We start from the raw sequence: 24,303 nt of genomic DNA on the forward strand, positions 1-24,303 counted from the left end.
TTATCTCCTCATAAGATTTAAAATCCACTTTCCTCATTAACTATAAAAAGGGATATTCTATTTTTATCTATTTGGCCTTCTACAATTGATAAGATATTACAAACTCTTTCTTTTGAAGTACAATCTACGCACTTATTTAATTCTACACATGGAGGATTATAACCAGCACGTTTAGCATTTAATGGACAAGAAATATTCTTAACTCTTTTAATAGCATTTTCTAAGGTATCTACAATTTTATTTTTACCAACCACTATTATGACCTTATCAGGACCAAAAGATATAGCAGAAACCCTGTTACCACTATGATCTACATTTACAATTCTGCCATCAATGGATATAGCATTAGACCCTGTAATATACCAATCAGAAGTAAGAGCTTTTTTCTTAATGGAAGTACCTTCTATCTTATCTTTTGATAGCTCCTTATCATATACAGTATATCCTTTTTCAATTAATGATGATGTAAGAGATATTTTTTCAAGAGTCGTTGAGTGACCAATTCCAACAGTAGAATTTAAGGGGATTAATTCTAAAATATAGGATTTAACTGAGTCTAAGGTTTCAAAGAATTTTACTTCTATATTTCTTTTGTTAAAATTATGGGTTAAGTCTAATAAAGAGTTTTTATCCATATAATTACCTCACAATTTTAATTTGGGATTATAATTTATGAAAATTATTTTACTAAAAGGGGAAAAGGTGTAGATAAGAAATTAAATTTTGTATGGCTTTACAATTTATATATAGATTATAACATTAATTTACAAAAAAATTATAGATAAATGTATCTTAAGAACTTTTGCAATTAAAAAGTTACACATAAAATAATAATAAATTATATAAATTTTGAAATTAATAGTATACAATATTTGTAAGTGATATAATTCTAATATTAAGAGTGGATTCTAAAAGGGGGATCAGAATGAGCGATTTTTATTGTGAGGAAGTATTAAGTGGGAATACAAAGGTTATAAAAGTATTAGAAACAGAAAATATTCTTGCATATTACCATACAAAACCAGCCTATGAAGAGCATATTGTTGTAATTCCTAAGAAGCATATATCTTCATTAATAACTTTATAGGATGAAGATAGTCAGTTAATTTTAGAACTAATCAATGTAGTAAAAAGAGTTTCAGAAGATGTTGTTAAAAAATATGGGGCCTGTAGGGTTATAACCAATCTAGGAAATTACCAGGATTCAAAGCATTTACATTTTCATTTAGTATATGGTAAAAGAGTATAGCTTTGTGGCATATGAATATTAGCAAGTTATATACTTCCACAGATTAATAATATTTATTTATAAATATTGGAGGAAGTATAAACATATATATTCCTAATAAAGAGGTTAGAAGTTAAGAAAAAATATAAGAGGAGTGGGAATATGATAAACATAATAGGGGATGAGATTTATACTGAAAGGCTTATAATGAGAAAGCTTACTTTAAAGGATCTTGATGAATATTATGAGATTGCAAGGAAAGATGAAGTAGGAAAGTGGTTATCAACATCTAGGGGAAGAACTTACGAAGAAACCAAAAGGACCATTGAGTATTTTTTAGAGCATTGGGATAAAAAAGGCTTTGGGACTTGGGGAGTAATTAATAAAGACAGTGGAGAACTTTTAGGTCATTGTGGGTTAAACTACATTGGGGATACAAGAGAAGTGGAAGTTCTATATGCCTTTGACCCTAAAGCTTGGGGGAAGGGATATGGAAAAGAATCAGCTAAGGCATCCATTGAATATGGATTTAGTAAGACAAACTTAGAGAGGTTAATTGCTGTTGCAAAAACAGATAATGTTAGATCTAAGGGTGTTATAGAAGGCTGTGGATTTAAATATATAGGAAACAAGGAATATTTTAAGCTTAATCTAGATTGCTATGAGATCCTAAAGTAAAAAAATATAATAAAGTTAATACAATATACAATAAAAACAGTAAAACAATTTAAGTTTTACTGTTTTTATATATCTTCATAAATCTTCTTGTATAAAGTTATATATGTTATTCAAGATTTTTATCAGAAGCAGTTTCATCTTCTGATAAAGTATCCCTAAAGTAATTAAGCTCATTCTCTATGGTAGATTTATCAAGGGCAGTTAAGAAGGATTCAGGACAGCTTAATGCCTTTAAGAATAAGTCCTTTGCTTCTTCTAACTCTCCCTTTTCTTTTAGTATAAGACCATAATAGTAGTAAGGATCAGCAAATGTTAAATTGTTTTTAGTGATATCCGTATATATTTCTTCAGCTTCCTTAATTTTTCCAAGGTTATAATAGCTTTGAGCTAAGTTGTCTAATATAATACTACTTGTACTATCATATTCATTAGCCTCTAGGTTAAGATCTAAAGCTTTTTCATAATCCCCTTTAATTAGTAATAAGTATCCAAGAGACTCATAAAGGGTTACACTTTTATTTTCTTTTAAAAGATTTTCTAATATGTTTATAGATTCATCTAGATTATCCTTTTTCCATTCAATAAGAGCCAGAGTTATTTTAGCATTTAAATTTTCCCTACCATAAAGTTTAAATTTTGCTGCATAACCTAAGACTCTTTCAGCATCATTTATTTTACCTTCTACAAGCAAAAGATAAGCATAGCTTATATGTATTCTAGGTTTACATGTAGATATTTTACTTGCTTTTTCAAAATATTTAATAGCTTCTTCTTTATTTCCGTTTCTATAAAACTTACTTCCTTTTATAGAATAAAATACATATCGCTTAGTAATAAGTTTATAAAACAAGTAGGTGAAAAGTATGAACTTTCCGAAGAATGCATTTACACTAGATATAGCTATGAAAAGAAAGAATATAACACCTATTTCAATAAAAACTGCTCTCATAAGTTACCCCCAAAATAGAATTTAATTATATCTATTATACAATGATTTCTGATAACTATAAAGTTAATATTAATACATTAAAAATAACATTAAAGAATTTTTATGTGACTAAATTTATGTAAGATTTAAGGTTGAAATATATTTATACAATAGAATAAATGAGGTAAAATATAAACTAAATAGTAAACTTGAAGAAAATTACTATTTTATTTATTAAAATGCTAGTAATATTGAATATAATTTAATATTTGACTATGTGGTAAAAAGGTCACAATAATGTTAAAATAAGTTAAAAGATGTTGTGAAAACACACTTCATATAAATATATAAACTTAAAGAATAATAAAATCTAAATTCAATTTACAGAAGATTAGAAAAGTTAAATTAGTAATTTTAAGTTTTATTATATATGGTTTTAACATTAAACTTATAACTTTAACATTGTTTTAATGAAAAGAGTTAACTAATAGGAAACCTTTCCTTAAAGAAGAATTTAATTTAAAAGAAAAATAAGGGTTTTAGAAATAGGAAGTTATGTTAATTAATATATAAACTTCAATTTAAGAATCCACAGCTAATAAGGAGAGATGACTATGGAGGAGATTTTTAAGTATTACGAAGAGAATTATAATGAGGATGGTAGATTAGTAAGAGATAAAAGTCATAGTATTGAGTATCTAACAACAATAAGATATTTTGAGGAAATATTTAATAAAGATTCTAGAATAATTGATCCTTGTGAGGGAACATAGGAGAGGATGTGACGCTTTATTTTATGGGATAGCATAAAAGGATTTAAGAAAAAGTATGAAAGATTTAAGGGTTAAACCTATATTTAATATTGCTACAGATGGAGTAGGATATATAGTGAGGGATAAAGTAAATTCTTTTAATGACGAGGATTTTAATAAGTGGCTTTATTACCATTTTGAAAATTGTGAAGATGAGAGCTTACTTGGATACAGTATTCATAGATTATATTTTGGAGTAAAGATTTAATATATACTAAATCAATATAAATTTTTATAAATATAGGGCGAAAATTAATATAAGAATATTTCTTATATTAGGAAAGCTATTTAGTGAAACAATAAGTTGATTTAGAAATAGTTTATATAGGGTATTAGAGTTTTAAATATTTTAGGTAAGTATAGAATGAATTTATGTTTTTAGAATAGATTCTATTATATAAGAAATTAATTAATAAAAAAGAATATGGGTAATTAGAGAAAATGGGAGGGGGAATTATAGATGCTTTATATTCGTTATGCAACTGTGGATGATGCGAGAGAACTAGGAAGAATACATTGTTCTTCATGGAAAGACGCATATAAAAATATAGTTCCAAGTAATTTATTAGAGAAGATAAATGAGGAAAAGAGATATGAGAGATTTAAAAAAGCATTAACTGAAGGCGTAGAAGAGGATGCTATTTTATTTGAAGAAAACATTGCAGTTGGATTTATTTGTATAGGAAAATGTAGGGATAAAGATATGGATGATACCTGTGGAGAAGTCTGGGGAATATATTTACTTCCAAGCTGTACTAGAAAAGGTATGGGATATGAACTTATGAAATGGGGCTTGGAGGAGATTAAAAAGAAAGGATATAAAAAAGCTACTCTTTGGGTTCTTGAAGAGAACCATGATGCTATAGAGTTTTATAAGAAGATGGGATTTAAGTATGAAGGCACCACCAATAATATAACAATAGGAAAGGTATTAAAAGAGTGTAGATATATAAAAGATCTTAATTAAAAATAGTTTATGGTAGGAAAAAGTTTAAAGACTTGATAATAGGGGATAAAGGTAATTTATAATGAATAAAGAAAAATATGATGAATATAAAACAACAAAAGTTTATTGGCGGAATATATTTAGAAATTATGAGATATATGACCCTTTTGAGGAGATAAAGGTAGATACAGTACCAGAAAGAATTTTAGAAGAAGTTATAGATAGTATGATACTAGGAGAAGGACAGGTATTAGATTTTGGATGTGGTACAGGAAGATTAGGTTTTAGAGCTTTATGTAAGGGTGGAAAAGAAATAACATTTATTGATATATGTGAGGAAGCTATAAAGCTTGTAAGAAATGTAGCACTAGACAATGGGATTTTAAATAAGTGTAATATAGTATTAGGTGGAGTAGAAAAGCTTAAAGAGCTTAAAAAAGAAAGTTTCGATGGAATAATCCTAAGTAACGTAATTGATAATATAACGCCTTTAGATAGAGAGGAGTTAATAAATGAAGCTACAAGACTGCTTAAACCTAGAGGAAGACTTTTTATTAAGTTAAATTCTTATATATGTAGTGAAAAAAGAACTCAATGGGAATTTAAGAAATTAGATGAGGATTTTTATGAAGAGAAAAGCGGTTTATATTTTTGGAATGTAACTAAGGATAAATCAGATAACTTCTTTAAAAAAAGATTCAAGATTTTAAGATATGAGGAAGTATATTATAAAGAGTATGATCAGTATAATAGAGTTTATATCTTAGAAAAACTATAGTAGCAAGGAATTACTTTTATGTTATTTAAGCTGAATTGTTTAAGAAACATCTTCTGAGTTATATGTATTGGTTCAAATAGATTGAGTTGTTTAAAACTGAAGAAGATACCCTATTGATTTTTAATTTGAAAAAAGTTCTAAATTAAATAGAAATGGAGATTATAAACATGGAACAATTAAATTTACGTCTAGCTGAGATAGAGGATGCAGAAAAACTTTTATTGCTAGAAGAAAAAAACCAAGACAAGAACTTTGCTATTAATATGACTACTAGAAAGCTTCCAAGGGAAATTACTTTAGAACTTATTGAAAATAAAATTAGGAGAGTAAGTGATATTAAAGGAGTATATGTAATTGAAACAGCTAACAAAGATATAATTGCTAGTTGCTCCTTTGATTTTACATTTCATAGGAATGGATATACTTTTTTGAACTTCAATACCCTTAGTGAGAACACAGATACATTAAATGTAGAAGCGTTGAATATGATAGTAAATTTTTGTTTTCAAAATTTAAATTTCAATAAATTAAATGTATATGTAAGAAGTAGTAGAATAAGAGATATGGATACTTTTTTTAAATGTGGATTTAGTGTAGAAGTGTGTTCTCGTCAGCGTCTTTTCATAAATGGAAATTATGAAGATATATATCATCTAGGAATTACAAAGTATGATTATTTAAATAAAACATTTACCGTAAATGATATAAATGAATTTTTAAAAAAAGAGTGTTTTAATATAGATAAAGATTATATGATTAAGACCAATGTACCTCCAAATAAAAAGCTCTTAATTGGAGAGAAGGTAGATTTAACATTAATTACTTCTGAGGATGCAGAAAAAATTTATGGATTAAGCTTAAATTCAGATGATAAGAACTATGCATCTATTGGTGCAGCTGCACCAATAAGTTTAAATTCAATTCTAGAAAGTTCTAAAAATGAGAATGATTTATATTTTTTAAAGGAAAGAATATCTTTTGGAATAAAGAAAAAAGATGGTGAAATTATTGGAACCATCGATGCTGATACAATTGATCATAGAAATAGAAATCTTATGATAGGCATATCAATTTATGATATAGGGGAAAGAGGAAAGGGATATGGTAGGGAAGCCATAGAGCTTTTTACAGACTTTGTATTTTTAGAAATGAATATGCATAGGGTTTACTTAGGAGGATTTGCTTTTAATAGAAATAGTATTAATTTGTATGAACGAATTGGATTTAAATTAGAAGGAGTAAATCGATCATTTGTTTATAGGAATGGTAATTATTATGATGAATATGTGTTGGGTGTTCTAAGACAGGAGTGGCTCACCTTAAGGAAATACATAGTATAGGATTCTATAGCTTATTATAATTTATAAATATATGAAAATATATTGAAGCTAAGAATAATAATGTATATTTCATTCACGAAAGATTAATAGGAGGGGATTAGATGAATATTAAATTAAGAAATTTAAAAGTCTCAGATAAAGAACATTTCTTCTTATGGGTAAAGGATAAAGAGGTTATAAGGTATTCTTTATCTATATTCCAGAAAATGAAAAGTGATGAGGAAATATCACATTGGTTTGATATGCTTTTATTAGAAGAATCTTCGTACAATAAAGCAATTATAGATAAGGATACGGAAAAATTAATTGGATATGCTGGAATAGCAGGAATTAGTGAGACAAATTTATCTGGGGAATATTTTATATTCATTGGTGATAAATCCTATTATAGAAAAGGTATTGGAACATTTGTAACTAAAGAAATTGTTAAAAGAGGTTTTAAAGAATTAGGACTTAATAGAATTATGCTTACTGTTTCAGAAGAAAATATAGGAGCAGTTAAGGCATACACTAATGCAAGCTTCAAAACAGAAGGAGTTATGAGACAAGCATCTTACAGAGATGGAAAATTTCATAATAAAATTATTATGGCAATCTTAAAAGAAGAATGGCTTAATGAATAATTAAAGATAAAAAACTATGCTAAATATATAATGTACCTTATATGATAGACAGTAATAAAAAAAGCCTATCTTAGAGGGTACATTATATATATTAAAATTAGCATAGTTTTTTATTATAGAAAGTATGGCATAAACGACTTTAATATTTAGAGCTATATATTTAAAGTAAATTAACTAATAAAATAATAGTGATTTTTTTATTGTTATTTAAGATACTTTTTTCTCAATCCATGCCACTAACACATACATTAAATAAGCTATTACAGATAGTATAACTATGCTCATCATAACCATGTCTAATTGAGAAATTTGGCCACCATATACAATGATAAAGCCTAGGCCCTCTTTAGCTACTAAGAATTCTCCCATAATAACTCCAACCCAAGATAAACCTACATTTATTTTTAGGGCAGACATTAGAGTTGGGATAGATGCTGGAATTATTAAGTGATTTAATGTTTGAAGTTTATTAGCACCAAAGGTTTTAAGAAGCTTTATTTTATCTTCACTTACTTCGTTAAATCCAGAGAGTACAGAAATTATAGTAACTACAATGGATATAAGAAGAGCGATTATAATTATAGAAGAAGTTCCATTACCAGCCCAGAAAATTATAATTGGAGCTAAGGCTACCTTTGGAAGAGCATTTAAAACTACTAAATAGGGTTCAAGAACTTTAGAGATAAACTTAGACCACCAAAGAACTATGGCTACCAGAGTTCCTAAGATAGTACCTAATATAAAGCCTAAGACAGTTTCATAGCAGGTAATAAATATATGTCTAAATAGGGTACCATCATTATAAAAGGAAACTAGAGATTTCACCATTCTAGAAGGGCTAGAGAAAAGGAAAGGATCTATCCATTTAAAATAAGCAGATATTTCCCAAAGAGCTATAAATATTACTAGTATTCCAATCCTAGTTAAGGTTACAAGAAGCTTATTTCTTTTAACTTCCTTTAAATAAGCCTCATGGGTACTACTTACCTTCATTTAAATCAAGCTCCTTCCAAATAGTGTTAAAGTAAGCTCTAAACTCTGGAGCTTCTCTTCTTTTTAGTGGAGTGGAATACTCTTTGGAAAACCTAATATTTATTACTTCTTTTATAGTAGCAGGCCGTTTTGATAATATTATAACTTTAGATGATATAGAAACTGCTTCTGATATATCATGGGTAACCATAATAGCTGTTTTATTTTCAAGTTTTATAATGTTATATATTTCATCACTAACCTTTAGCCTGCTTTGGTAATCAAGAGCAGAAAAGGGTTCATCTAAAAGTAGAATAGATGGATTTAAAGCAAGAGTTCTAATTAAGGCAACCCTTTGCCTCATACCACCAGAAAGCTCTGATGGTTTATGATGTTTAAAATTCTTTAAACCATAATTATTTAAAAGGGCATGAAGCATTTCTTCCTTTTCTTTGTTTAATTTCTTTTGAATTTTTAGACCTAAGGATACATTTTGAAAAACATCAAGCCAAGGGAAAAGGTGATCCTTTTGAAACATATATCCAAGATTTTCATTAGGACCATGAATTTCTTTACCTTTAAGAAGTAAGCTTCCCTTAGATGGTTTAATAAGACCACATATTATATTAAGAAGAGTAGATTTACCACAACCAGATGGCCCAACTATGGATATAAATTCACCCTCTTTAATGGAGAAAGAAATATCCTTTAAAGCTTCTACTTCCCCTTTTTCAGAGTGATAATTCATAGATATATTATTAATATTCATTAAATCCATAGCTTATTTAACTACCTTTTCAGAGAATTTGTTGGTAACTAATTTATCAAAGGATGGTTTATTTGGAATTAGTGTATTATCATAAGAACTTATTATATCCATAAGTCTATTCATCTCTTCTTCTTTAATAACTGGGGTTTTAGAAAAGGCATCTATATCCTTGTAGTTTTTAATAACACTTACTATTATATCTCTATCTGTTCCAGGGAAAAAACTTTCAATAGCCTTTGCTATTTCTTCATTAGAGGTTTTAAGAACCCAAGTTTGACCTTTATATATTGCCCTTGTAAAAGCTTCTAATAAGTCACTATTTTTATCTATATAGCTTTCTGTTGCAAAGAAGCTAGTGTAAGGCATATTACCAGCAGACTTACCAATAGATCCTACAATATAACCTGACTTATCTTTCTCTAGCATAGAAGCTGTAGGCTCAAATAATGCGACATAATCTCCAGTTCCAGATTTGAAAGCTCCAGCTGTAGCAGTAAATGCAAGGTTAGTAATTATATCAACATTCTTTTTATTTTCAACACCATTATTTTTTAAAACATATTCAAGAGACATTTCAGGCATACCACCAGGTCTTCCCCCTATAATAGTCTTGCCATTAAGATCACTCCACTTAAAGTCTTTATTTTCCTTTCTTCCAACTAAGAAGGAACCATCCTTTTGAGTTAACTGAGCAAACACTATAGGAAGGTTATCTTTCTTTTGATTGTGAATGTAAATAACTTGTTCAGGGCCACAAAAACCTATGTCTGCACTTCCACTTATTACTTGTTGCATAGTTTTGTCAGCTCCTTGTCCAGTAGAAAGCTCTATGTCTATACCTTCATCTTTAAAATATCCATTATTAATAGCCGCATACATAGGGGCATAGAATACAGAACGAACTACTTCATTAAGCCTAACTTTTTTTAATTCTTTATTGTCCTTAGTTTTACATGCAGCAAAGGATAAGGTTATTATTAGAACAAGTCCTAAAGATATTAAGGACTTTAAAGTTTTTCTTTTCATTTACTTTCCTCCTTTGGTTAATTAATAAATATAAGTATTCTGTTGTAAAAATTGTTTCAATCTATAATATGAAGGAATAAGGATTTGTGTTAAGAATAAGTTTTTAACAATAGTTATTTTAATGGTAGAACGTAATTAAGTATGATTATAAATATGTTATAAGTTTTGATATTTTAAACTAATAGTCAGTAAGGAAGAATTATTTGGAGAGTAAGGTAATAGTGTATATGATTTTATATATGTAGGTAATAAATAAGTAATCAATAGATTTAAGAAAAATAATAAAAATCCCCATTAAATCCATAATGGAGATTTTTATACTGTAATTAGATAGTTATATACATATAAGGAAAGACTTAAGACTATTTAGTTTACTATTAATAATTTAGATAAGTGCTTTTTATGGAATTTTATTGTATACAGCAAATGCATCTAAGATATTTAATTGTTCTGTATTAGGGCTTCCATTTGCATTAGTAGTTACTAGAATATACTCTTTTCCATCTACTTTAGCTAGACTTGCAAGACAGAGTTTAGCCTCTTCTGTATAACCAGTTTTTCCACCTAGGATAGTACCCTTATTTACAGTTGATTTGTCCATATGTTTAAACATTGTACTTTGAAAAGTGATACCATTTGGATGAAGATTAGTTGCTTTTGTAGTATGCTGTTTTGAGGTGTATATCTTTCGAAAAGTATCATTTTTAAGTGCGTATTTTAGTAACTTTGAAATATCTTTCACAGTACTATAATGTTTTTTATCATGTAATCCTGTGGTATTAGTAAAATTAGTATCATTCATTTCTAGTTCTTTAGCTTTTTCATTCATTAGTTTTACATATTTTTTTTCAGAACCTGAAATTGAATTTGCAAGGCTAATAGAACTTTCTGCTCCAGAAGGAAGTAATACACCATAAATCAAGTCTATTGCCTCCACTTTTTCATTAGGTAAAAATCCTGCCATTGAAGCATTTTTAGAATATAATTGTTTAAACATAGATTTTGGAAGCAGAATCAGCTTGTTTAAATCTGGTGAATTTTCAATTGCAAGTATTGCTGTCATAATCTTAGTAAGTGATGCTGGATAGATTTTTTCATTAGAGGATATATCTAATAATATTTCATTATTATCTAATGAAATAAGTATAGCGTTTGAACTATATAATGAGTTGGTATTTAAAGTTTTATTAATATTATTAGATATTACGGGATCTTGAGATTTTATAGGTGATTTTATTTTAGTAATATCTTCATCCATTATATTTTTTAGTAAAAATATAGCTGATATACATACGAGCAATGAAGATAGTACTAAAACAAAATATTTTATATTTTTCTTTTTTCCTTTTTGTTTATAATATGTCATATTAATATTCCTCCCTAAAGGTAAATTACAATGTTTCTTACAAGACAATTTTAATAAAAGTGAATATTTTTTGTATAAATAATGGCTTATAGACTTCTTAAGATTCTCTTAAGGACTGCTTATTATTTTCATAAGTTTTAAAATATAGAGTAAATAAAAAAACACCATTCCTCTATGAATTTTCATATCATAAAGGAATAGTGCTTTTTAGTTATTGATTATCCCAGGGATTTTTATATGGAATATTGTATAATCATCATTGCTTTCTGCATAAATTTCACCTTCATGTAAAATTATAATTTCTTTAGCGATAGCAAGTCCTAGACCAGCATTGCCAGTTTCCGTACCTCTAGACTCATCAAGTCTATAAAATTTTTCAAATATACTATTTAACTTTTGAAGTGGAATACTATTTCCATAATTTTTGAAAGTTATAATGGCATTAGTATCTTCTCTAATGACATCTATGGTAATTTTACTATTTTCATAACCATATGCAATTGCATTTTTAAATACATTATTAAATACTCTTGCAAGCTTATCAGGATCACCACAAAACATAGTATTATCGTCTGCATTTACAACAGATTCTTGATTTTTCTCAGAAAGCATTGGATAAAATTCATCTGCCATTTGAAATAACATATAGGATAAATTAAAATTCTTTTTCTCTAATACAATGGTTTGAAGATTATATCTGGTAATTTCAAAAAACTCATTTATGAGTCTTTCAAGTCTATTAGCTTTTTCTAAAGTAATATCCATATATTTTGCCCTTTGTTCTACAGGCATATCAGGTACTTCTGACATTAAATCTAAGTATCCAATAACTGAAGTTAGAGGAGTCTTTATATCATGGGCTAGATAAACAACTAAATCATTTTTTCTTTGCTCTGCCTGTTTTGCGTCTCTCTCCCTCTTCTCTAGAATATGTTTAAACATATTTAACTTGGTTTCCATAAAGTTCATTTCTGGAGATAACTGAATTTCTTTATCAGAACCTTTCATTAAATTATCCATACCATTGATGATTTCATCAAAGTACTTTGTAAACCAAGAAATAGCAACTTTAAAAATAATTAAGAAAAAAATAGCACTAGAAAGTAACAGAATTATATCTTTGTTATTACGAAAGATATAATGGTTAATAGTAAATGCATCTGGCTCAGATAAATAAAACTTATTCATTAAGAATGTTACAATCCAATTACCAAAACGACCTTGTAATAAGGAAGCTAGTAACATTAGAAATCCAGCACTTGCTAACACAAGTAATAATACTTTAAAGAAGATTTTTCTTTTAAATGCTAAATAATCATTTTTTCTAGTTTTCAATTTTATAACCAACTCCCCATACTGTTTTAATGTATTTTGGATTTTCAGCAGGATCATTCATTTTTTCTCTTAAATGTCTTATATGAACCATAATAGTGTTATTACTATTAGTAAAGTATTTATCTCCCCAAACTTTCTTAAATAAATCTTCAGAGTTTACAACTTGACCTTTATTTTCACATAAAACCCATAGAATTGAAAATTCAGTAGGGGTTAAAGACAATGGCTTTTCATTTAAAAAACACTGATGAGTATTTTTATCTACTACTAGCCCTCCTATAGAAATTATGTCTTCTTTTGGATAAGTATTTGATTGGTTGTATTTTGTAAATCTTCTTAACTGTGCCTTAACTCTTGCAATTAGTTCAAGGGGTCTAAATGGCTTGGTAATATAGTCATCTGCTCCTAATGTTAAACCTGTAATTTTATCAACTTCTTCATCCTTTGCAGTCAACATAATAATTGGAAAGTTATAGGATTCGCGTATTTTTTGACAAATAGAGAATCCATCTATATCTGGAAGCATAATGTCTAAAATAGCTATATCTAACTTTTCAGTTTCTATAACCCTTATTGCTTCTGCGCCTGTATAACATTTGAAAACTGTAAAGTTTTCATTTTTTAAATATAATTCAATCAAATTAGCGATTGATTTCTCATCTTCAACTACTAAAATTTTAGTAGGCATACATCCACCTTCCTTATTATATTAAGTAATAAAATTACTTAACTCTTATAGATACTTGCTTTTTTATTTAAGTATATATTTCCATAAATTCATATCATTATATTAAGTTAAAGAGAAGCTATAGTCAATATTCTATATATTGGATATTTACTAAATTAATATATAGTGCATTAAGTAATTTACATTTCACTGATTGATGACTCAATAAGTTTCAACTGAATTGAATGTAGTTTTAATATTAGAACTTATATATATTAAAAAGTACTTATACTAATGTATATATTGCTACCAATAAATCGATTCTCTAGTATAAGTATTTATGTACAATTAAGTTTAAAAAATAAAAATAATATAGAAAGCAGATTTTATATTTAACTTATTGACTAGGTGGTCTGTTTTTGATAATCTAAATATAGACCACTTGGTTTGTTTTTGTGTTATAAGTATATATTCTGATAGATATTTTTTATGGAGGAGAAGAAATGAATCAAAAAGAAAAAAATAAGATTAGTAAAGAGAAGATATTAAATGCAGCTATTATAGAGTTTGGTACTAAAAATTATGGGGATGCATCTCTAAATAATATTTGTAGTGATAATAATATTTCAAAAGGTCTTATATATCACTATTATAAAAATAAGGATGATTTATTTTTAAGCACTGTGGACCATTGTTTTAATAAATTTGTAGATTATCTTAAAAGAGAAGAATTTAAAGATGATGATTTTCAAAGAATTATAAAAAAGTGCTTAGATTTAAGATATAGTTTTTTTAGGGAAAATATTTATTTAAGCAATATATTTGTTAATGCTGTTTTACAACCACCTACACATTTAAGAGAAGAAATTAAACTTATAAGAAAGAAATTTGATCATATTAATATGGAGATTTATAGATATGCATTAAGCAAAATAACTCTAAGAGAAGAAATAAAAGAAGAAGAGGCAATGGAGTATTTTTGGATTCTTCAGGAAATGTTTAATGGATATTTTGAAAGTGAGAAATATGAAAGTTGTGACTTTAATACTTTAATTAAAGATCATGAAATAAAACTTGAAAAAATATTAAATATTATGCTTTATGGTATTGCTAAGGAGGAGGGAAAATAATGATACAACTAATATTAAGATTATTATCAGCAGTTGTAATAGCTTTTTTTGTTGGTAAACTAGTGTCAAAAATTAAGCTACCTGCTATTTTAGGATGGTTAATTACAGGGATGATACTTGGACCTCATGCATTAGGCCTTGTAAATGAAGCTATTTTAAGTGCAGAATGGTATAAAGTTATTATAGAAATTTTGGAGTGCGTAGTAGGACTTTTAATTGGAACTGAACTAGTTTGGAATAAAATTAAGAAGTCAGGAAAGCAAATTATAATAACAACTTTAACACAATCACTAGGAGCATTTTTAGTAGTTACCTTGGTGTTTGCAGGGATATTCTATTTCACAGGTGTTCCAATATATCTTTCTTTTATTTTTGGAGGTATTGCTCTTGCAACAGCACCAGCACCAGCCTTATCTATTGTCAGAGAGTTTAAAACAGATGGGCCTGTAACTAAAACATTAATCCCTATGGCAGCCCTTGATGATATGGTGGCTGTTGTCGTATTTTTTTCAACCATATCAATTATAGCTGCTAATATTTCAGAACAAAAGATCCCAATGTATATGATTCTAGTAATTGTTTTATTGCCAATTATTATTGGAGTTGTTACAGGAGTTTTAGCAGGGTATGTACTTAAAAAACATAATACATTACCAAAAACTATGGGACTATTAATTATCACTATATTAATAGCAGCAGGTGTAGGGCTTATATTTAATAATACAGTGTTACCTAAACCAGTGTTAAATTTCATGTTAATTGGAATGGCTTTTTCAGCTACCTTCTCTAATATGATTTCAGAAGAAAGATTAAATGAAATCATGAGTGGATTTAATCCTGTTTTAGGTATATCTATGATAATAGTAATATTAAATTTAGGTACTCCACTTGATTATCATCTAATTTTAGGTGCAGGATTATTTACTGTAATTTATATTGTTTCAAGAGCAGTAGGAAAATATGGTGGAGCATTTATTGGGGCAACTGTTACTAATTCACCGGAGACTGTAAAGAAATATCTAGGACTTACCTTATTACCACATTCAGGGGTTTCACTAGTATTTACTGGAATAGCAGTTTCTACTTTAATTGGTAGTGATCCAGAAAGCGCAAAAATTATACAAGGTACAATTGCAGCGGCAGCAGTAATAAATGAAGTTATAGCAGTAATTGTTGCTAAGAAAGCTTTTGAATTGGCTGGAGAGTTCAATAAAAAAGATTATGTTGAACTTTGTGAAAGTAAGTAAAATAAATATAAAGAAAGAGTAACCTAGTTTATAGGTTACTCTTTTTTTATAACTAATATTTAATTTCAGCTCTTGGATATAATGTAGTTCCCCAAATTGAAACTTTTATTTCATTTGTTAAAGGTACGTTATATTCGTCAATTATTGTTCTCCACCACTCCCAAGCAAGGCCTGTACATTCTCTTGCGAAAATTCTTATATTCTTTGCATTGGCTGGAGTAGGTATTGTTGTAGAGTAATGAGCAGTTTTATCTTCATAGTTTCCTCCCCATGTTTTATGGAAGAGAACCTCTTTTCCATTTTTATCATATGCAAATTCATCCCATGATACCTCAAATTGAGCAACATATGCACCAGAGTGATCAAGAAGTATTTTACCCTTAGAATATTCTCTAGATGTAGTTTCAATATAATCTGTTTTGTTATGAACAGCTGCAATTGAATTATCTTTTAAGAAAACACTGGTATATGAAATTGGATATGCAGGATTTTTAGGACTAAACTCTGCATTGTTTTTAATTATATTTCGTATTTTATTAAAGTCTTTTGTTACAACTTTATTATGCTCTTTTGCATCTCCACCTAATACAACGGCAGTAAATGAACTTTCTTCAAAGATATCCTTGTACTGATTATTAGATTCTACGTTAGTATTTTTAAGTAAGGCTTTAAAGGCAGCTTGTACATCTTTACTCTTAGATGTTGTTTCTAATTTAACATAAATTGTTCTACCATAGGCTACATTCGATACCATAACAGGAGGAGCAGTATTACTTACTCCTTTACGAGTGAGCTCTTGAAAAGTAACACTATCATCAAAAAGATCTGATGGGTTATTAGGTAGTTCTGAGCTTACTGTATAAAATATTTGTTTGTATGCAGCAACCATTACTTTTTTCTCTCCATTTGCTATAGCATTAAAGTCAATTCCTAGAGAGTTATTTATAACCTTGGAATTAACATTAAGAGCACTAGAAATTTGAGATTTACTATATACCATAGATTCTGAGTATTGTGTCCTAGCAGGTAGAGTATGTGTTGATGAATACTTTTCACTCCAAGTAGATGTTAATTCATCTATTGCTCCTGAGACATTGCTATATGTTGGGTTTTCAACAGTTATTTTATTTTCTCTTTTCATACCTGGTAAGTCTATACTAATATTTAAAGGTTTTCTTTTACACATTAGTAAAGTAGGTTGATTTTCTACAAAAGAATCGTTTGCAAGTTGTATTGCTCCAGGGTATGTGCGATCATTCATAGAATCAATGATTGAGATATCTACTGGTGAAGTTGTAAGGGATTTTTTATTACGTTCAACAACTATAAATTTTCCATTTGAATGTAAGCCCTCTTTTGGAACAAAACTTTCTATGTTATCACCAGGTGTTGCTAAAATTGCATTTTTATTATAGTTTAACCCTGCGATGCCTGTATCAATATCATCAGAATTGCTTGTTTCTTTTGCTGTATTTGATTCAGCAAGTGAAATAACTGGATATTGGATAATGCCTAAACTAAGAAATATACATATTAGTAGTTTTGTCAGTTTAAAGTTTTTTAGCCTTTTCAAAGAAATCCCCCCTTCTTTATATGTAAATTATACCATAATTCTACATATAAAGCAAATCAATTGATAGAATATTCGAATAAATAGGAAATTATGGATATATTTATGACTTATGTTTTGTGTTATTTATTATATAATTTAATATCGTTTATAAGTTGGGTATTCTAAAGTATTTAATAATCTTTAATAGGATGAGGTTTGAATTTTAAATTTATAATACTAAATGGATAGAGGAAATGGTTATGTATTTCTTATATAAATAAATAAAATTAAAGTTATTATATAAAGGTATAGTTCTTAAAATGTTGTAAATAATTAATTTAAAGCCATACATAAACACAGAATATATAAGAATCTAGCGTGATTTTAATTTAATGATATAAATAGCTGACTAAATATTAAAGTGTGTTGACAGTATTAATAAGAAATTATATACTGAAATAAAATTATAATTATATAAAAAGGAGATTTAAGGAGATGAATATAACAGTTCTTAACTAAACTATTATAATTAAATAGTTTAAAATGCTTTTAGGGTTCTATAATAGAGCTTTATTTAATTATGCATTTTAAGAACAATATCATCTATTAAATTCTTTTATATAAAAATAAAATAACTACAAATACACATATTAAGAATAGATATGTTTCTTTATAGTACAATGAAATATTTCTGTGTATTAAGTTTAATTTGATTATAATAAAAGAGCTTTATATAAAAAAATCCCTATGGATGATATTGTTCATCCATAGGGATTTTTTATTTTTATGTAAGGAGGATATATATGAATAAACTTGGACCAAATCCAAATAGTATTTACCCTAATGAACATATAAAGGAAATTTGTTATATAAAAAATGTTATAAAAAATAATAATATTAAGGTTGGTGATTATACCTATTATCATGATATAGATGGTGCAGAAAACTTTGAAGAACATGTTACCCATCATTATGAATTTATAGGTGATAAGCTAATTATAGGAAAGTTCTGTGCAATAGCAAAAGGAATAGAATTTGTTATGAACGGTGCAAATCATAGAATGACCTCTGTAACCACATATCCATTTAATATTATGGGTAATGGATGGGAAGAAGTTACACCTAATATTGAAGATTTGACCATGAAAGGTGATACCATAGTTGGAAATGATGTATGGATTGGACAAAATGTTACAGTGATGCCTGGAGTTAATATTGGGGATGGGGCAATTATTGCTGCTAATTCTGTGGTAACAAAGGATGTGCCTCCATATCATATTGCAGGAGGTAATCCATGTAGAATTATAAGAAAGAGGTTTGATGATGAACTAATTGATTATCTACTAAAGTTAAAATGGTGGGATTGGCCAAAGGAAAAGATTTTTCAAAACCTTCAGGTACTTTGTAGCCCAGATTTAGATAAAATTAAGTCTATAAAATAAATCTTAATGAAACTTGCCTTTTCAACAATGAATAAGTAAAATACTAATTAAAATGGTACAAAAAGGGTATTTGGTCATTTATAGTTGTTTTGTCAAAAGCAATGAATAAAGAATTTCTTAATATATAAATTGGATTAAAAGACAAAATATCTATTTATATTATGGAGGAAAAGTTTATGAAACAGCAGGGGAAGTTTATAATAATTGATTCATTTAAGGATTTATTGAACCAAAAATCCATAGATAAAATTACAGTAAAAGATATTTGTGCACAAGGGGGAGTAAATAGACAAACCTTTTATTATTACTTCAAGGATATTATGGACATACTTAGTTTTACAATATTCAAAGAGTTATCTGTGGAGATTGCGCAAAATAGAACCTTTGAAACCTGGGAGGAAGGGTTCATAGCAACAATGAATTATATGAAAAAAAATTCAAAAATGATTTTGCATATATATAATTCTTCTTATTGGGATGAAGCTAAGACATACTTTGTAGATTTTTCAAATAATCTACTCTACAATGTGGTTAAAGAATGTGTAAATAGTATGGGAGTAAAATTACAGGATAAAAATAAAGTTTTCATTGTTAATTTTTATAGACATATATTTAATGGCTTAATGCTAGATTGGGTAAGTGAAGGTATGAAAGAGGAGCCAGAGATTATTCTTAGAAAACTTTTGCTTATGATAACTGGAAGTATTCCTAGATCAGTTACTGCTTTTGCAGAGTATGAAATAAAAGAATAAAGTTTGTAGATACATTAATATTTCTTAACCATACACTTTAGAGAATGTGTCTATTGAATACTGTCTTACAAAAATTGTATGATTTAATTAAAAAGAACATAGAAATTTTCTACTAAGGGGGAAGGAGAATATGTTTGCTTTTAATTATTCAGAAGGGGCAACAGTATTAAGTGTTTGGGGGATTTGGATACTAGTTTTTGCAATACTATTTAGATTAAATGAAATAACTCGTAAAAGGAAGTATGTTGGATTTTTCTGTTTTGTCATTTTACCTATAATTCTTTCTGTAATATGGTTCACAGTGCTTAGAGATACAACTTATAGAGATTGGTTTCATTTAGCTAAAGTGTATTCTGCTACAGCAGGGTGTATAGGTTTCTGGTGCATAAGGCATGTTAAGGGAAAAAATAAAGTTACAGGTAAGGAATGGAGACTATCAGAAATGAAGTGGGCTTTATATTTTCCACCTTTAATACTTGCTATTAATATATTAGAAGCTGTAGTTCGTGATTTTCAGGTTGGAATGCAATATAGAGGCGGTGGAGTATTAGCTGATGAGGCAATGTATGTACTTGGTGGTCCATGGAACTTTATCAATGGTATTGCTGGTATTTTGAATATCATAACTATAACTGGATGGCTTGGAATATGTATAAGGAAAGATACATTAAAGGATAAAAGTAGAGATATGCTCTGGCCCGATATGATGTGGTTTTGGATTATAGCTTATGATCTTTGGAATTTTGCTTATACTTATAACTGTCTTCCAGGTCATGCTTGGTATTGTGGATTCGCATTACTTTTAGCTCCTACAATTTGTGCTTTTACAGTAGGAAAAGGTGCATGGTTACAGCATCGTGCCCAAACTTTAGCATTATGGTGTATGTTTGCACAAACATTCCCAGGATTTATTGATAAAGGTGCTTTTGCAGTTACCTCCACTTATAATACAGTTCCACTCTTCTTATTTAGTTTGGTATCATTACTTTTTAATATAGGTGTGTTTATTTATATGATTTATAAAAAAATTAAGACACAAAGAAATCCTTATTCTAGTGAACTTTATACAAACTTATATAAGTATAAGGAAGTTAAAGGGCTTTCAGAGTAGAAATCAATAATCTAATTAGTCTATAAGAAGACAATAAATTAATAAGGATATTAGTAATCACTAGGTGATTTTAATAAATCTACTTTTAAAATAAGAAATTTAAAGTAAAATGGGGGTAATAATAAAATGGATACTTATAAAATTATTGAAGTTAAACAAAGTGTTTTTGAGGATAATGATAGACAGGCAGATTTACTTAGAGAAGAATTGAAAAGAGATAAGACGTTTTTAGTGAATTTAATGTCATCACCAGGTTCAGGTAAAACTACTACTGTTTTAAGAATAATTGAAGCATTAAAGGATGAAATGAAAATTGGAGTTTTAGAGGCAGATATTGACTCTGATGTGGATGCTCATACTGTTTCAAAGACAGGAGCAAAAGTCATTCAATTACACACAGGGGGAATGTGTCACCTTGATGCAGATATGACTAAGCAAGGTATATTAGAGCTAGGAACAGAGGAAATTGATTTTGCTATTTTAGAGAATGTAGGCAATTTGGTATGTCCAGCAGAGTTTGATACTGGAGCATCAAAAAACGTAATGATTTTAAGTGTACCAGAGGGTGATGATAAGCCACTAAAATATCCTCTAATGTTTTCTATTGTTGATGTTTTACTAATTAATAAGATGGACACAATAAATATTTTTGATTTTGACTTAGAGGCAGTTAAGGAAAGAGTAAAGAAAATAAATCCTAATATAAAAGTTATACCAATTTGCGCTAAAACAGGTGAAGGGGTTGAGGAATGGGCAAATTGGATAAGAAGTGAAGTGAAAAGTTGGAATGAATAATAAAACCATAATGAAACTTTATGTTGGGGGGAATCATATATGGTAAAAGAAAAGGTATTAGATCTTGCAAATAAGATTAGTAGGACAAAACGTGGTTCAAAATCAGAAATTAAGCCAGAAGATCCTGAATATAAAATTTTAGAACCTATTGTTACAGAAGAAATGGCAGAGGTAGCACTTTGTCTTGAATTACGTAAGCCAAAGAGTGCAGAAGAAGTTGCTGCTTTGTGTGATAAATCTGTAGAAGACACAAGAGGAATTTTATGGAAATTGGCTGTAGATGGAGTTTGTTTTGTCAATGAAATTGATGGAGTTGATAAATATTGGCATGATCTTTGGATTCCAGGGCATATGGAGATGATTGTTAATAACAAAGAGAATGTAAAAAAATACCCTCAAATTGCTGAGGCCTTTGAAGCATATGGAAGAGTAAGGGGACCTAAAACAGCAGGTAATTTTCCAGTAGGTTTAGGATTAATGCGTGTTATACCTATAGAAGAATCTATTATGGGAGAAACTAGGAAGGCATCTTATGAAGAGGTTTCTAAATACTTAAATGAAAATAGTATTTTTTCAGTTTCTGATTGCTCTTGTCGTACAGCAAGAGAAGTTATGGGAGAAGGCTGTGGCCATTTGAAGGAAGATATGTGCATTCAAATGGGACATGCTGCTGAATACTATATACGCACAGGTAGAGGACGCAAAATTACTAAGGATGAAGCTTTTGAAATTATTAAAAAAGCTGAAGAAAACGGTTTGATGCATCAGATACCTAATACAGATGGTCCAGGGAAAACTCATGCCATTTGTAATTGTTGTGGATGCTCATGCTTATCTTTAAGAACTGCAGGTATGTTTTTAAACTCTGATATGGTTCGTTCAAACTATGTCTCACATGTAGATAAAGATAAATGTGTGGCTTGTGGGGAATGTGTTGAAAATTGTCCTGTCAATGCATTAAAATTAGGTCAGAAAATATGCACTAAAACACCTATAAAGGAAAAGGAGCGTCCTCTTCCTTATGATACAGAATGGGGACCAGATAAATGGAATCCAGATTATCGTATTAATAGGCAAGTTGTAGTTGACACAGGAACAAGTCCATGTAAAGCAGAATGCCCTGCTCATATAGGGATTCAAGGGTATATAAAGTTAGCATCTCAAGGAAGATATACTGAAGCTCTTAAACTTATTAAATATGAAAATCCATTTCCAGCAGTATGTGGACGTATTTGTCCTAGAAAATGTGAGTCTGCATGTACTAGGGGAGATATAGATGATCCAATTGCTATTGATGATATTAAAAAATTTATTGCAGAACAAGATTTGAACATGGAGTATCGATATATACCTAAAATAAAACATCAGTATAGGAATAAAATCGCTGTTATTGGTTCTGGTCCTTGTGGACTTTCTTGTGCTTTTTATTTAGCCATCGATGGTTACAAGGTAACAGTATTTGAAAAACAAAAAGCACTTGGTGGTATGTTAACACTCGGGATTCCTTCCTTTAGACTAGAAAAAAATGTGGTCAATGCAGAAATTGATATTTTAAAGGAATTGGGTGTTGAGTTTAAGACAGAGATTGAAGTTGGTAAAGACGTGAGTATTAATGACTTAAGAAAGGAAGGATTTGAAGCATTTTATATTGCAATTGGTGCTCAGTCAGGTAGAATGCTTGGCATAGAAGGTGAAGAGGCTGAAGGGGTCATTACTGGTGTTGATTTCTTACGTAAGGTTAATCTTAATGAAAATATAAAAGTTCAAGGAAAAACAATTGTTATTGGCGGGGGAAATGTTGCTATTGATGTTGCACGAACTGCCGAAAGAATTGGAGCTTTAAAAGTAGATATGTACTGTTTAGAAAGTAGAAAAGAAATGCCAGCTCTTAATGAAGAGATTGAAGAGGCTTTAGTAGAAGGAATTAATATAAATAACTCTTGGGGACCAAAAAGAATTTGTACAGAAAACGGACATGTTACAGGTGTAGAGTTTAAAAAGTGTATTTCGGTATTAGATGAGAATGGTAGATTTAACCCTAAATTTGATGAGAATGAAACAAAGATTGTTGAAGCAGATAATGTTTTAATTTCAGTAGGACAGGCAATGAACTGGGGGAATTTAGTTATAGATAGTAAAGTAGAATTGAACCCTAATAAAACAATTAAAGCAAATCTTGATACTTATCAGACTCATGAAGAGGATATATTTGCTGGTGGAGATGCATTAACAGGACCTAGATTTGCTATAGATGCTATTGCCCTTGGAAAAGAAGGAGCAATTTCAATTCATCGTTATGTGCAACCAGGGCAAAGCTTAACTCTTGGACGTACTAAGAGATCATATCGTGCTTTTGATAAAGAAAATCTTAATCTGGAAGGATATGATCATATTCCAAGACAGAAGTTAAGTCATGTTGATGGAAACAGATCTAAAGAAACCTTTAGGGACTTACGTAATACTTTTACAGAAGAACAGATTAAAAAAGAAACGGAACGTTGTCTTGGCTGTGGAGCAACAGTAGTGGATGAGTATTTATGTGTAGGTTGTGGAGCTTGTGTGACAAAATGTAAGTTCGATGCAATTTCATTAGTTAGGAAATATGATGCTGAAAATGTTGAACTTAGTGATCTTAAACCTATGATTATGAAACATGTAGTAAAAAGAAAGGTTAAAATCTCAGCTAAAAAGGTAACTAATACTTTTAAATCAATTTTTATGGGGAATAAACTATAAACAATAAAGATTTATAAAGTATAAAAGATGAGGGAGAGAGTGACTAAAGATCTTAAACCTTAATAAGAGA

At 28.8% G+C, this 24,303-nt stretch carries 24 protein-coding genes; 15 read left to right on the forward strand and 9 right to left on the reverse strand.

Annotation, left to right across the window (positions count from 1 at the left end; genetic code table 11):
• Positions 1-17: 17 nt before the first annotated feature.
• The gene (locus tag BR69_RS0113890; RefSeq protein WP_027633712.1) at positions 18-635 is read right to left on the reverse strand and encodes a lactate utilization protein; all 618 of its coding nucleotides are present in this window, start codon (positions 633-635) and stop codon (positions 18-20) included.
• A gap of 290 nt (positions 636-925) precedes the next feature.
• On the opposite strand from BR69_RS0113890, the gene BR69_RS22080 reads away from it, so the two are divergent.
• Together BR69_RS22080 and BR69_RS0113900 are read left to right on the forward strand one after the other, a co-directional pair.
• Positions 926-1,087: an HIT domain-containing protein gene (locus BR69_RS22080; RefSeq protein WP_207640775.1), complete on the forward strand. Its 162-nt coding sequence runs from the start codon at positions 926-928 to the stop codon at positions 1,085-1,087.
• A 303-nt stretch (positions 1,088-1,390) separates the two neighbouring features.
• The gene (locus BR69_RS0113900; protein ID WP_034849941.1) at positions 1,391-1,906 is read left to right on the forward strand and encodes a GNAT family N-acetyltransferase; all 516 of its coding nucleotides are present in this window, start codon (positions 1,391-1,393) and stop codon (positions 1,904-1,906) included.
• Between the two features lie 106 nt (positions 1,907-2,012).
• Here the strand turns inward: BR69_RS0113900 and BR69_RS20605 are convergent, their stop codons facing one another.
• On the reverse strand, positions 2,013-2,855 hold the full coding sequence (locus BR69_RS20605; protein ID WP_051623628.1) for a tetratricopeptide repeat protein: 843 nt from the start codon (positions 2,853-2,855) through the stop codon (positions 2,013-2,015).
• A gap of 593 nt (positions 2,856-3,448) precedes the next feature.
• On the opposite strand from BR69_RS20605, the gene BR69_RS21860 reads away from it, so the two are divergent.
• The 6 genes from BR69_RS21860 (at position 3,449) to BR69_RS0113935 (ending at position 7,333) form a co-directional block, all read left to right on the forward strand.
• Complete coding sequence (locus tag BR69_RS21860; RefSeq protein ID WP_160169955.1) at positions 3,449-3,607, forward strand: hypothetical protein; 159 nt, start codon at positions 3,449-3,451, stop codon at positions 3,605-3,607.
• A gap of 55 nt (positions 3,608-3,662) precedes the next feature.
• On the forward strand, positions 3,663-3,854 hold the full coding sequence (locus BR69_RS0113915) for a hypothetical protein (protein ID WP_027633714.1): 192 nt from the start codon (positions 3,663-3,665) through the stop codon (positions 3,852-3,854).
• Positions 3,855-4,106: 252 nt separating this feature from the next.
• On the forward strand, positions 4,107-4,613 hold the full coding sequence (locus tag BR69_RS0113920) for a GNAT family N-acetyltransferase (protein ID WP_027633715.1): 507 nt from the start codon (positions 4,107-4,109) through the stop codon (positions 4,611-4,613).
• A 61-nt stretch (positions 4,614-4,674) separates the two neighbouring features.
• Positions 4,675-5,370, forward strand: a complete 696-nt coding sequence (locus tag BR69_RS0113925) for a class I SAM-dependent methyltransferase (protein WP_027633716.1) — start codon at positions 4,675-4,677, stop codon at positions 5,368-5,370.
• Positions 5,371-5,537: 167 nt separating this feature from the next.
• A complete protein-coding gene (locus tag BR69_RS21245) occupies positions 5,538-6,710 on the forward strand; it encodes a GNAT family N-acetyltransferase (RefSeq protein WP_051623629.1) in 1,173 nt (390 codons plus the stop codon).
• A 101-nt stretch (positions 6,711-6,811) separates the two neighbouring features.
• Positions 6,812-7,333 carry a GNAT family N-acetyltransferase gene (locus BR69_RS0113935; RefSeq protein ID WP_027633717.1) on the forward strand — a complete coding sequence of 174 codons (522 nt, stop codon included), beginning with the start codon at positions 6,812-6,814 and terminating at the stop codon, positions 7,331-7,333.
• A 207-nt stretch (positions 7,334-7,540) separates the two neighbouring features.
• Here BR69_RS0113935 and BR69_RS0113940 read toward each other — a convergent pair whose 3' ends face one another.
• From BR69_RS0113940 to vanR, 6 genes are all read right to left on the reverse strand, one after another.
• Positions 7,541-8,326: an ABC transporter permease gene (locus BR69_RS0113940; RefSeq protein ID WP_027633718.1), complete on the reverse strand. Its 786-nt coding sequence runs from the start codon at positions 8,324-8,326 to the stop codon at positions 7,541-7,543.
• Positions 8,313-9,083, reverse strand: coding sequence for an ABC transporter ATP-binding protein (locus BR69_RS0113945; RefSeq protein WP_027633719.1), 771 nt, complete (start codon positions 9,081-9,083; stop codon positions 8,313-8,315). The genes BR69_RS0113940 and BR69_RS0113945 overlap by 14 nt, the downstream gene beginning before the upstream one ends.
• A 3-nt stretch (positions 9,084-9,086) precedes the next feature.
• On the reverse strand, positions 9,087-10,100 hold the full coding sequence (locus BR69_RS0113950) for an ABC transporter substrate-binding protein (RefSeq protein WP_027633720.1): 1,014 nt from the start codon (positions 10,098-10,100) through the stop codon (positions 9,087-9,089).
• A 400-nt stretch (positions 10,101-10,500) separates the two neighbouring features.
• Positions 10,501-11,466 carry a D-alanyl-D-alanine carboxypeptidase family protein gene (locus BR69_RS0113955; RefSeq protein ID WP_027633721.1) on the reverse strand — a complete coding sequence of 322 codons (966 nt, stop codon included), beginning with the start codon at positions 11,464-11,466 and terminating at the stop codon, positions 10,501-10,503.
• 207 nt (positions 11,467-11,673) lie between these two features.
• Entirely contained in the window at positions 11,674-12,813 is a 1,140-nt protein-coding gene (locus BR69_RS0113960) for a sensor histidine kinase (protein WP_034849943.1), read from the reverse strand.
• A complete protein-coding gene (gene vanR / locus BR69_RS0113965) occupies positions 12,791-13,489 on the reverse strand; it encodes a VanR-ABDEGLN family response regulator transcription factor (RefSeq protein ID WP_027633723.1) in 699 nt (232 codons plus the stop codon). Before vanR ends, BR69_RS0113960 begins: the two co-directional genes overlap by 23 nt.
• 482 nt (positions 13,490-13,971) lie before the next feature.
• Between vanR and BR69_RS0113970 the strand changes: the two genes are divergently transcribed.
• Together BR69_RS0113970 and BR69_RS0113975 are read left to right on the forward strand one after the other, a co-directional pair.
• The gene (locus BR69_RS0113970; RefSeq protein WP_027633724.1) at positions 13,972-14,598 is read left to right on the forward strand and encodes a TetR/AcrR family transcriptional regulator; all 627 of its coding nucleotides are present in this window, start codon (positions 13,972-13,974) and stop codon (positions 14,596-14,598) included.
• A complete protein-coding gene (locus tag BR69_RS0113975; protein WP_027633725.1) occupies positions 14,598-15,845 on the forward strand; it encodes a cation:proton antiporter in 1,248 nt (415 codons plus the stop codon). Before BR69_RS0113970 ends, BR69_RS0113975 begins: the two co-directional genes overlap by 1 nt.
• Before the next feature lie 52 nt (positions 15,846-15,897).
• On the opposite strand, the gene BR69_RS0113980 is transcribed toward BR69_RS0113975, so the two are convergent.
• Entirely contained in the window at positions 15,898-17,418 is a 1,521-nt protein-coding gene (locus BR69_RS0113980) for a thiol-activated cytolysin family protein (protein ID WP_027633726.1), read from the reverse strand.
• Positions 17,419-18,200: 782 nt separating this feature from the next.
• Between BR69_RS0113980 and BR69_RS0113985 the strand changes: the two genes are divergently transcribed.
• The 5 genes from BR69_RS0113985 to BR69_RS0114005 all read left to right on the forward strand — a co-directional run bounded on the left by BR69_RS0113985 (position 18,201) and on the right by BR69_RS0114005 (position 24,233).
• On the forward strand, positions 18,201-18,839 hold the full coding sequence (locus BR69_RS0113985) for a Vat family streptogramin A O-acetyltransferase (RefSeq protein ID WP_027633727.1): 639 nt from the start codon (positions 18,201-18,203) through the stop codon (positions 18,837-18,839).
• A gap of 176 nt (positions 18,840-19,015) precedes the next feature.
• Positions 19,016-19,591 carry a TetR/AcrR family transcriptional regulator gene (locus tag BR69_RS0113990; protein ID WP_027633728.1) on the forward strand — a complete coding sequence of 192 codons (576 nt, stop codon included), beginning with the start codon at positions 19,016-19,018 and terminating at the stop codon, positions 19,589-19,591.
• 130 nt (positions 19,592-19,721) lie between these two features.
• Entirely contained in the window at positions 19,722-20,702 is a 981-nt protein-coding gene (locus BR69_RS0113995) for a DUF5692 family protein (RefSeq protein ID WP_027633729.1), read from the forward strand.
• A 126-nt stretch (positions 20,703-20,828) separates the two neighbouring features.
• A complete protein-coding gene (gene hypB, locus BR69_RS0114000; protein ID WP_027633730.1) occupies positions 20,829-21,497 on the forward strand; it encodes a hydrogenase nickel incorporation protein HypB in 669 nt (222 codons plus the stop codon).
• A gap of 39 nt (positions 21,498-21,536) precedes the next feature.
• Positions 21,537-24,233 (forward strand): FAD-dependent oxidoreductase, encoded by a 2,697-nt coding sequence (locus BR69_RS0114005; RefSeq protein WP_027633731.1) that lies wholly within the window; start codon positions 21,537-21,539, stop codon positions 24,231-24,233.
• The last annotated feature ends 70 nt before the right edge of the window (positions 24,234-24,303 follow it).

Source organism: Clostridium hydrogeniformans DSM 21757 (assembly GCF_000686705.1).
Classification (GTDB): domain Bacteria; phylum Bacillota; class Clostridia; order Clostridiales; family Clostridiaceae; genus Clostridium_Z; species Clostridium_Z hydrogeniformans.

Coding starts and splice junctions, on each gene's coding strand:
- BR69_RS0113890 (WP_027633712.1), bottom strand. CDS start 635: ATGGATAAAAACTCTTTATTAGACTTAACCCATAATTTTAACAAAAGA.
- BR69_RS22080 (WP_207640775.1), top strand. CDS start 926: ATGAGCGATTTTTATTGTGAGGAAGTATTAAGTGGGAATACAAAGGTT.
- BR69_RS0113900 (WP_034849941.1), top strand. CDS start 1,391: ATGATAAACATAATAGGGGATGAGATTTATACTGAAAGGCTTATAATG.
- BR69_RS20605 (WP_051623628.1), bottom strand. CDS start 2,855: ATGAGAGCAGTTTTTATTGAAATAGGTGTTATATTCTTTCTTTTCATA.
- BR69_RS21860 (WP_160169955.1), top strand. CDS start 3,449: ATGGAGGAGATTTTTAAGTATTACGAAGAGAATTATAATGAGGATGGT.
- BR69_RS0113915 (WP_027633714.1), top strand. CDS start 3,663: ATGAAAGATTTAAGGGTTAAACCTATATTTAATATTGCTACAGATGGA.
- BR69_RS0113920 (WP_027633715.1), top strand. CDS start 4,107: ATGCTTTATATTCGTTATGCAACTGTGGATGATGCGAGAGAACTAGGA.
- BR69_RS0113925 (WP_027633716.1), top strand. CDS start 4,675: ATGAATAAAGAAAAATATGATGAATATAAAACAACAAAAGTTTATTGG.
- BR69_RS21245 (WP_051623629.1), top strand. CDS start 5,538: ATGGAACAATTAAATTTACGTCTAGCTGAGATAGAGGATGCAGAAAAA.
- BR69_RS0113935 (WP_027633717.1), top strand. CDS start 6,812: ATGAATATTAAATTAAGAAATTTAAAAGTCTCAGATAAAGAACATTTC.
- BR69_RS0113940 (WP_027633718.1), bottom strand. CDS start 8,326: ATGAAGGTAAGTAGTACCCATGAGGCTTATTTAAAGGAAGTTAAAAGA.
- BR69_RS0113945 (WP_027633719.1), bottom strand. CDS start 9,083: ATGGATTTAATGAATATTAATAATATATCTATGAATTATCACTCTGAA.
- BR69_RS0113950 (WP_027633720.1), bottom strand. CDS start 10,100: ATGAAAAGAAAAACTTTAAAGTCCTTAATATCTTTAGGACTTGTTCTA.
- BR69_RS0113955 (WP_027633721.1), bottom strand. CDS start 11,466: ATGACATATTATAAACAAAAAGGAAAAAAGAAAAATATAAAATATTTT.
- vanR (WP_027633723.1), bottom strand. CDS start 13,489: ATGCCTACTAAAATTTTAGTAGTTGAAGATGAGAAATCAATCGCTAAT.
- BR69_RS0113970 (WP_027633724.1), top strand. CDS start 13,972: ATGAATCAAAAAGAAAAAAATAAGATTAGTAAAGAGAAGATATTAAAT.
- BR69_RS0113975 (WP_027633725.1), top strand. CDS start 14,598: ATGATACAACTAATATTAAGATTATTATCAGCAGTTGTAATAGCTTTT.
- BR69_RS0113985 (WP_027633727.1), top strand. CDS start 18,201: ATGAATAAACTTGGACCAAATCCAAATAGTATTTACCCTAATGAACAT.
- BR69_RS0113990 (WP_027633728.1), top strand. CDS start 19,016: ATGAAACAGCAGGGGAAGTTTATAATAATTGATTCATTTAAGGATTTA.
- BR69_RS0113995 (WP_027633729.1), top strand. CDS start 19,722: ATGTTTGCTTTTAATTATTCAGAAGGGGCAACAGTATTAAGTGTTTGG.
- hypB (WP_027633730.1), top strand. CDS start 20,829: ATGGATACTTATAAAATTATTGAAGTTAAACAAAGTGTTTTTGAGGAT.
- BR69_RS0114005 (WP_027633731.1), top strand. CDS start 21,537: ATGGTAAAAGAAAAGGTATTAGATCTTGCAAATAAGATTAGTAGGACA.